The organism is Pseudomonas agronomica (assembly GCF_025917275.1).
GTDB classification, from domain to species: domain Bacteria; phylum Pseudomonadota; class Gammaproteobacteria; order Pseudomonadales; family Pseudomonadaceae; genus Aquipseudomonas; species Aquipseudomonas agronomica.
Map to the genome: position 1 here is coordinate 1 of NZ_JAOSHO010000263.1, position 7112 is coordinate 7112.

At 65.8% G+C, this 7112-nt stretch carries 9 protein-coding genes; all 9 read right to left on the reverse strand.

Annotation, left to right across the window (positions count from 1 at the left end):
• Nucleotides 1-27: 27 nt before the first annotated feature.
• The 9 genes from OC610_RS17660 to OC610_RS17700 are packed head-to-tail and all read right to left on the reverse strand — an operon-like array spanning nt 28 to nt 7036.
• The gene (locus OC610_RS17660) at nt 28-1524 is read right to left on the reverse strand and encodes a cytochrome D1 domain-containing protein (RefSeq protein ID WP_264429411.1); all 1497 of its coding nucleotides are present in this window, start codon (nt 1522-1524) and stop codon (nt 28-30) included.
• Entirely contained in the window at nt 1521-2363 is an 843-nt protein-coding gene (gene cobA / locus OC610_RS17665; protein ID WP_264429412.1) for a uroporphyrinogen-III C-methyltransferase, read from the reverse strand. The genes OC610_RS17660 and cobA overlap by 4 nt, the downstream gene beginning before the upstream one ends.
• Before the next feature lie 45 nt (nt 2364-2408).
• Complete coding sequence (gene nirJ, locus OC610_RS17670; protein WP_264429413.1) at nt 2409-3587, reverse strand: heme d1 biosynthesis radical SAM protein NirJ; 1179 nt, start codon at nt 3585-3587, stop codon at nt 2409-2411.
• 42 nt (nt 3588-3629) lie between these two features.
• Nucleotides 3630-4151, reverse strand: coding sequence for a siroheme decarboxylase subunit beta (gene ahbB / locus OC610_RS17675; RefSeq protein ID WP_264429414.1), 522 nt, complete (start codon nt 4149-4151; stop codon nt 3630-3632).
• Nucleotides 4126-4569, reverse strand: coding sequence for an Lrp/AsnC family transcriptional regulator (locus tag OC610_RS17680; protein WP_264429415.1), 444 nt, complete (start codon nt 4567-4569; stop codon nt 4126-4128). Before OC610_RS17680 ends, ahbB (OC610_RS17675) begins: the two co-directional genes overlap by 26 nt.
• On the reverse strand, nt 4562-5074 hold the full coding sequence (ahbB, locus tag OC610_RS17685; RefSeq protein WP_264429417.1) for a siroheme decarboxylase subunit beta: 513 nt from the start codon (nt 5072-5074) through the stop codon (nt 4562-4564). Before ahbB (OC610_RS17685) ends, OC610_RS17680 begins: the two co-directional genes overlap by 8 nt.
• Nucleotides 5071-5529, reverse strand: a complete 459-nt coding sequence (locus tag OC610_RS17690) for an Lrp/AsnC family transcriptional regulator (protein WP_264429418.1) — start codon at nt 5527-5529, stop codon at nt 5071-5073. Before OC610_RS17690 ends, ahbB (OC610_RS17685) begins: the two co-directional genes overlap by 4 nt.
• A 2-nt stretch (nt 5530-5531) precedes the next feature.
• Entirely contained in the window at nt 5532-6710 is a 1179-nt protein-coding gene (locus OC610_RS17695; protein WP_264429420.1) for a cytochrome D1 domain-containing protein, read from the reverse strand.
• Nucleotides 6707-7036: a c-type cytochrome gene (locus OC610_RS17700; protein ID WP_264429421.1), complete on the reverse strand. Its 330-nt coding sequence runs from the start codon at nt 7034-7036 to the stop codon at nt 6707-6709. Before OC610_RS17700 ends, OC610_RS17695 begins: the two co-directional genes overlap by 4 nt.
• Between the last annotated feature and the right edge of the window lie 76 nt (nt 7037-7112).

Consider the following 7112-nt stretch of genomic DNA (forward strand, 5'->3'; position numbering starts at 1 on the left):
TGCGCAGCAGACCCCCGCAATGCCAGGTCAGTGCGAGGTCCCTTCGGCAAACTCGATTTTGTTGCCCACGTTGTACTTGCCCGATGGTTTGTTCATCGGCAGGCGTTTGATCTCCTTCAGGGTGTTGCTGTCGTAGACGATCAGCGCGCCGTCGGTGTCCCAGATGCTCAGCAGCAGGTAGCGGCCGTCGCGGGTGAATTCGACGTGGGCGGCGGTTTTGCCGGGCATTGGGCGCAGGGTATGGGCGATTTCCAGGGTCTGTTTATCGATCAGGTGGATGGCATCGTTGTCAGGGCCGAAAAACACGTCGGTCCAGGCATAGCGGGAATTGACATGGCTGCGCAGGAAGAAGCCCGGCCCCAGGGTGGGAATCTGCTTGATGACCTTCCAAGTGTTCAGGTCGATCACCGAAATCAGCCCCTTGCTGATATTGGGCGTGGCGAACAACCAATGCCCATCGCGTTTCCAATAGGTCCCCGAGCCCAGGTGCGGCATGCCCGGCAGCGCAATATCCGTGACGATCCGTCCGGTGTCGAGGTCGATCACTTGCCCGCCCTGGGCCTTGCGCGAGGTGGCGAGTAGCTGCCGATAGTCGGGCGAGAAGGAAAAGTCATCCAGGTAATCCTCGGCCTCGATGCGCCTCGGCACAAAGTCCGGGTTCGGACCGGTGGACAGCTCCCAGACCTCCTTCACGTCCTTCAACGCGACGATGAAGCTGTCCCGGGGCGGGGCGGTGTAGACCGCGCTGACCCGCGATGCCTGGCCGTCCAGCCCGACCGTTGCAACGGTCTTGACCAGCGACAGGTCACGGGCATCCAGCACCACCAGATTGCCCGGCAAGGTATTGCCCACCAGCACCCAGCGACCGTCCTTGCTCACCGCCAGGTTACGGGTATTGAGCCCGGCGCGGACTTCGGCGATGAGCTTGAGGTTGTGCAGGTCGTACAGGCTGATCCAGCCGTCCCGTGAGGCGAAATAGACGAAGCGGCCGTCCGGGGAGAATTTCGGGCCTCCGTGCAGGGCGAAATGCGAAGCGAAACGCGCCAGCACCTCGAAGCGATCGCCGTCGACGATATCGACGTGATGATCGCCAGCCTCCACCACCACGAACAGGTTCAGCGGGTCGGCGTTGTGCCGGGGTTTGTCCGGCAGGGTGGCGAGATCCGCCAGCAGGCGATGACTGCGGCGGGTGTCGTCTTCGTTCCAGGTCGGCTCGACGGCGGGTGGGCGCTGGAGATAGTCGGTCAGACCATCGATCTGCGCGGCATCCAGCACGGCGCCAAACGCTGCCATCTGGCTGGCGGGGCGGCCGTTTTCGATGACCTGGCGGATTTCGGCGGGCTTGATCCGGCTCAGGCTTTGCGGCAACAGCGCCGGCCCGGCTGCGCCGATGCGATTGACGCCGTGGCATTGCTGGCAGTGCTGCTGATAGTTGCGCTCGGCCTGGTCCAGGTCCGGCCCTTTGAAGTCCGCACCGTGGGCCACGCTGATCCACAGCACCGGAGTGAACCACCAGCCCTTCATGACGCCACCTTCGAGGCGAAGGGTTGAGCCTGTGGCGTCGGATGAATACGCGCCGGATGCTGCACCGGCTGCTGGGCAAACAGGCCGACGACCTTGCCGATCACGGTCAATGTGGGCAGCCCGTCGAGGCAGGCCTGGGCCATGTTCGGCAACGCCCCAAGCGTGCCGCGCAGCACCTGTTGGTCAGGGCGCGTGCCGTTGCTGATCAACGCCGCCGGGGTGTCGGCCGCGAGCCCGGCCGCCATCAATCGCTCGGCAATGGTGCGCAGGTTCGACAAGCCCATGTAGAACACCAGCGTCTGGCTGTCATCGGCGAGGCTTTGCCACGGCAAGTCCAGCTCGCCATCGCGCTGCAAATGACCGGTGATGAACCGGCAGGAGTTGACCAGGTCGCGATGGGTCAGCGGAATCCCGGCATAGGCCGAACAGCCGGCCGCGGCAGTGATGCCGGGCACCACCTGGCAGTCGATGCCGCGAGACAACAGGTACTCCAGCTCTTCAGCGCCACGGCCAAAGATGAACGGGTCGCCGCCCTTGAGCCGGACGACTCGCTGGCCCTGGTCCGCCAGATCGGCCAACAGTTGGTTGATCTGCGGCTGGGGCAGGCTGTGACAACCGGCGGCCTTGCCGACGTAATGGCGGGCGCACGCCAGTGGAATCAGGCTGAGCAATTGCGGGCTGATCAAGCGGTCATAAACCACCGCGTCGGCTTGCATCAGCAGGCTCCAGGCCCGCAACGTCAATAGGCCCGGATCACCGGGGCCGGCGCCGACCAGGGCGACTTCCCCAGGCCGGAAGGACGATTGCAGGGCAGCGGGCAAAACGATGGGGGCAGGCATGGGACTTCCTTGGTTCTTCATCAGGTTCGCCGTCGGGCTATCGGGCTATATCGGGTTCAGCGCCACGCTGGGAATCGCGTGCACGCCGATTTCTTCATCGCTCAGGTGGCAACCGGGGTCTTGGCCCCACAGGTCGCCGTCGGCCCAGGCGCGGGTGCGGGTGTTGCCGTTGCAGATCGCCAGCCAGCGGCATTGGCCGCAGCGTCCGCCGACGGCGCGCGGGTGTTCGCGCAGCTTGACGAGGAGCGGCTCGGGGCGCTCCAGCCAGAGGGTCTTGAACGGTGTCCGGCGGACATTGCCCACCGAATGCTGCCACCAATACGTGTCGGGATGGACCTCGCCGGTGTTGTCGATGTTGGCGATGCCGGCACCGGATGCATTACCGCCCCAGGCCCGCAGCATTTGCTCCAGCGCGGCGGAGTGTTGGGGCAGGCGCCGTGCGGCCCATTGCAGCAGCAGGATCGCGTCGGCGTCGTTGTTGCCGCTGACGAAGTCACTGTCGCGGCCCTGTTCGACGTCCGCCCAGGCGCGCTCGAAAATCAACTCCATCGCCTCGCGGCTCATCTGCTGGTGGGCATCGAGCTTGCGGCTGCGCTTGCCGCGACCGCTGTAGTTGAGATGGGACAGGTAGAACTTCTGCACGTCGTATTCATTCATCAGTTCCAGCAGGGTGGGCAACTGCAAATGGTTCTGCTGGGTCAGGGTCGTGCGCAATCCGACCCGAATCCCGCGCGCGCGACAGAGCCGGATCGCCGCCATGGAACTGGCGAAACTGCCCTTGAGTTGCCGGAACTCATCGTGGGTCGCTTCCAGGCCATCGATGCTGATGCCCACGTAGTCGAAGCTCGCTGCCGCGATCTGTTCAATGTTGGTGGCGTCGATCAGCGTGCCGTTGCTGGACAGGGCGACGAAGAAACCCCTGGCGCGGGCATAGGCGCTGAGCTGGAACAGGTCCTCGCGCAGCAACGGTTCGCCGCCGGACAGGATCAGCACCCGCACGCCAGCGTCGTGCAGGTCGTCGATCACTTGCAGGGCTTCGGCAGTGTCCAGCTCATCGCGAAACACGCTGTCGGCGGAGGTTGCGTAGCAATGCTTGCAGGTCAGGTTGCAGCGCCTGAGCAGGTTCCAGATCACCACCGGCGCGCGGCGACTGCCGGGGGGCGCGACGCGTGGAGCGGGGCATTGCCCGGCCAGGGCGCGCAGGTAATGGCTGATCCTCAACATAAAACGCTCCTTCGGTTGGCGTGCAGGGGTTGGCGTGCAGGCTCAGCGCGCGGTCGGCGTCAGGCGCAGGCCGGTTTTCTTCAGGATTCGGCTGCTCACCAGCATGTCGTCGGCGGCGCAGGCATCCCCCAGCAGATAGCGCAGGTGCTCGCGGTAGCTGTCGATTTCCTCGCGGCTGCGCCCGTGGACCATGGCGAACAGGTTGTAGCGCCAGCCGGGGCGGCGCGGTCGGCGGTAGCAATGGCTGACGAAGGGCTGCTCACCCAACAGCGCGCCGAGGCGCGGCATGTCGGCGTCGGCGACATCCCAGACAGTCATGCCGTTGTGGCGGTAGCCGAGGCGATAGTGGTTGGGCACGGCGGCGATGCGGCGGATCGCGCCTTCGGCCTGCAGGCGCTTGAGCAGGTCGAGGGTGGACTCGACGCTCAGGCCCAGTTGCTCGGCGAGCCAGCTCCAGGGATCTTCCAGCAAGGGCAGGCCGGCCTGGGTCAGTTCGACCAGGCGCAGCGCCAGCGGGGTTTCTTCCACGTGCAACGAGTCAAACCGGGAAATACAGGCCGACATGGTAGGTCTCCTCCTTGGGCAGGTTCAGCGGCGCCAGGCCGGTCAGCCGCTCGATGCGCAGCAGGGTCTCGGCGATCGCCTGTTCGCTGGGGCAGGCCAGCACGAACCACATGTTCCAGGCGTGCTCGCGGCGGTAGTTGTGGGCCACCTCGGGCATGTCGGCGAGCAGCTCGGCGATGGCGTCGAAACGCGCTTCGGGCACGGCCAGGGCGGCCAGGGTGAACGCGCCGCCGAGGCGATCGATGTCGAACATCGGGCCGAAACGGGTCAGCACGCCTTCGTTGAGCAACTCATGCAGCCGGTCCAGCAGCTCGGCGCTGTTGCTGTCCAGCTCGCGGGCCAGGTGTTCCCAGGGATGGCGCACCAGCGGCAAGCCCAGTTGCAGGCGATTGATCAGGCGGCGGTCGAGGTCATCCATCGATCGAGGCTCCGGCCGGTGCGGCGAAACGTCCGCCGCATTGCTTGAACAGGTGCGTGCTGAACAGCAATTGGTGGGGCAGGTCATCCAGCAGATGTTCCTGGAGCAACGCCTGCACCTGGGCCTCGACGCGGTCGCGCTGGCGCCCGTGGATCATGCAGAACAGGTTGTATTGCCACTGCGGCAGGCGCCGTGGCCGTTGGTAGCAAAGGTTGATGCCCGGGGCTTGGCCAAGGCGTCGCCCGACTTCATCGACCAAGGCGTCGGGCACGTCCAGCACCAGCATGGCGTTGGCGCAGAACCCCAAGGCCCGATGGTTGACCACCAGGCCGACGCGGCGGAACAAGCCTTGTTCGTGCCATAACCGCATCTGATCGAGCACCTGCGCTTCACTGGCCTCGATCTGTTCGGCCAAGGCCTGGAAGGGGCGCGGGGTCAGGGGCAGGCCGGTTTCCAGCAGGCGGCGCAGCGCCATGGATTGTGCCTCGCTGAGGGTGATGTTCATGGGGCTGTCTCCAGGGCAAAGCCCAGGTCGATGCGGTAGGCGGTGAGCATGGGCAGGTCCAGCGGCGTGAGGCCGGTGTCCTGCTCCAGTTCCTGGAGGATGGTGTCCAGGTGGGCGCGGTCGGGGCCGGTCAGTACGAACCAGAGGTTGTAGCGATGCTCCCGTGCGTAGTTGTGATTGACTTCCGGATACTGGCTGACGCGCGCCGCCACCTGGTGCAGGCGCTCCGGCGGCACGGCGAGGGCGGCGAGGGTGCTGGCGCCAGCCCGGCTGTGCTCGAACACCGGTCCGACGCGCGACAATGTCCCCGCCAGTTGCAGGTGTTGGAGGCAGTCGATGACCTGGGCCTCGCTACAGCCCAGGGTGTCGGCCATGGCCTTGAAGGGTTCGGCACACAGCGGCAGGCCGTGTTGGAAGCGATCGATCAAGCGGCGGGCGAGAGCGCTGGATGTCATGGTCAATACCCTGGCTTGTGCGCGCGGCTGCTGAAGAAAATGCCGCTGGGGCTCAGCGACGGCAGCGTGCCGATCCGTTCCAGTCGATAGGGATCCCAGACCTGCACTTCACCGCCATCCCGGACCGACAGCCATAACTGGTCGCCGCGCGCAGTGAACTCCATGTGCAATACCGCGGGCCCGGGCCGCAGGTCGGCGACGATGGCGTGGGTCTGGGTGTCGATGACCTGGACCCGGTCGTTGTCCGGATAGGCGAAGTTGACCCAGAGCTGGCGTCCGTCCGGCCGCGCGGTGACGAACACCGGTTGCCCGGCGACGGCGATGGCATCGACCTGTTGCCAGGTCGTGGCGTTCAACACCAACACCTGATGGTGACCGACGGCGGGCACGAAGGCCTGTTGGTCGGCCACGGCCCAGCCTTCCAGGTGCGGCATCTTGTACACCGGCAACCGGGCCTCGCCGCGTCCGTAATGCCCGAGCACGCGCTTGACCCCATGCTCCGGATGCCAGAGATCGAGTTGCGCCATGCCGTCTTCACCGAAGAGCCCGGCCATGTAGTAACGCCCGTCCGGGGTGATCAGCGCGTCGTAGGGTTGCTGGCCGATGCCGGTGAAACGCTCGATGCGCGGCTTAGGTCCATCGCTGAAATCGGCGGTCCAGATCTCGCCGGTGTCGAACAGGCTGAACACGAAACGCTGGCCCGGCGCGTCCACCAGGCCCACCACCCGGGAGCGTTTGCCGGCGTCCGGCAGCGGCGTGGCCGGGATGTCGGCAATCTGTTCCAGGGTACGGGCATCGAATACTTTCACGCCGCCGGGTTCGTAGTTGGAGACGGCGATCAGCTTGCCGTCCTGGCTGATCGCGCCGCCGATGCTATTGCCGCCCTGGAGGATGCGGCGGTCGATGCGGGCGGTCAGCAGGTCGACTTTGCTCAGGCCACCGTCGCGACCGAACACGTAGGCGTAGCGCTGGTCCCGGGAGAACACCACCGAGGCATGGGAAAGATCGCCAAGGCCTTCGACGCGGGCGAGCAGGGTGTGGCTGTCGCTTTCGATGATTTGCAGGCTGCCGTTGGCGCGTTCAACTACTACGCCCAAGTCGCCAGTGCCGCGCAAGGTGGGCTGGGCGCAACCGGCGAGCAGGATTGCAGCGGTGGCAATGGACAGAAGGGAACGGATCATCGGGCGGGTTTTCCTTGAAGAAGCCGGTCCACCAGCCAGCGAATGTCGTCGGGGCCGAGCAGTGGCGCCCAGCCGGGCATGGCGCTGCCGGGGCGGCCCAGGGTAACGGTGGCGATGAGGCTGTCGCGGGATTTTCCCGCCAGGGCTTCACGGGTCAGCGGCGGGCCGAGGCCGCCGGTCAGGCGCAGGCCGTGGCAGGCGCCACAGTCCTGGTCCAGAAGATGTTGGAGTTGGGCCTGGCGCGGCGGGTCGGGAGCGGCCAGCGCGCAGGCGGGGATAAGCAGGAGGAGGGCGGTGATCGAGGGGGTGAAGCTGTGTCGTTCCATGACGTCCTCCTGGTTGGATGATGTTGCTTTTGTGGCGAGGAGCTTGCTCCCGCTGGGCTGTAGGAGCTGTCGAGCG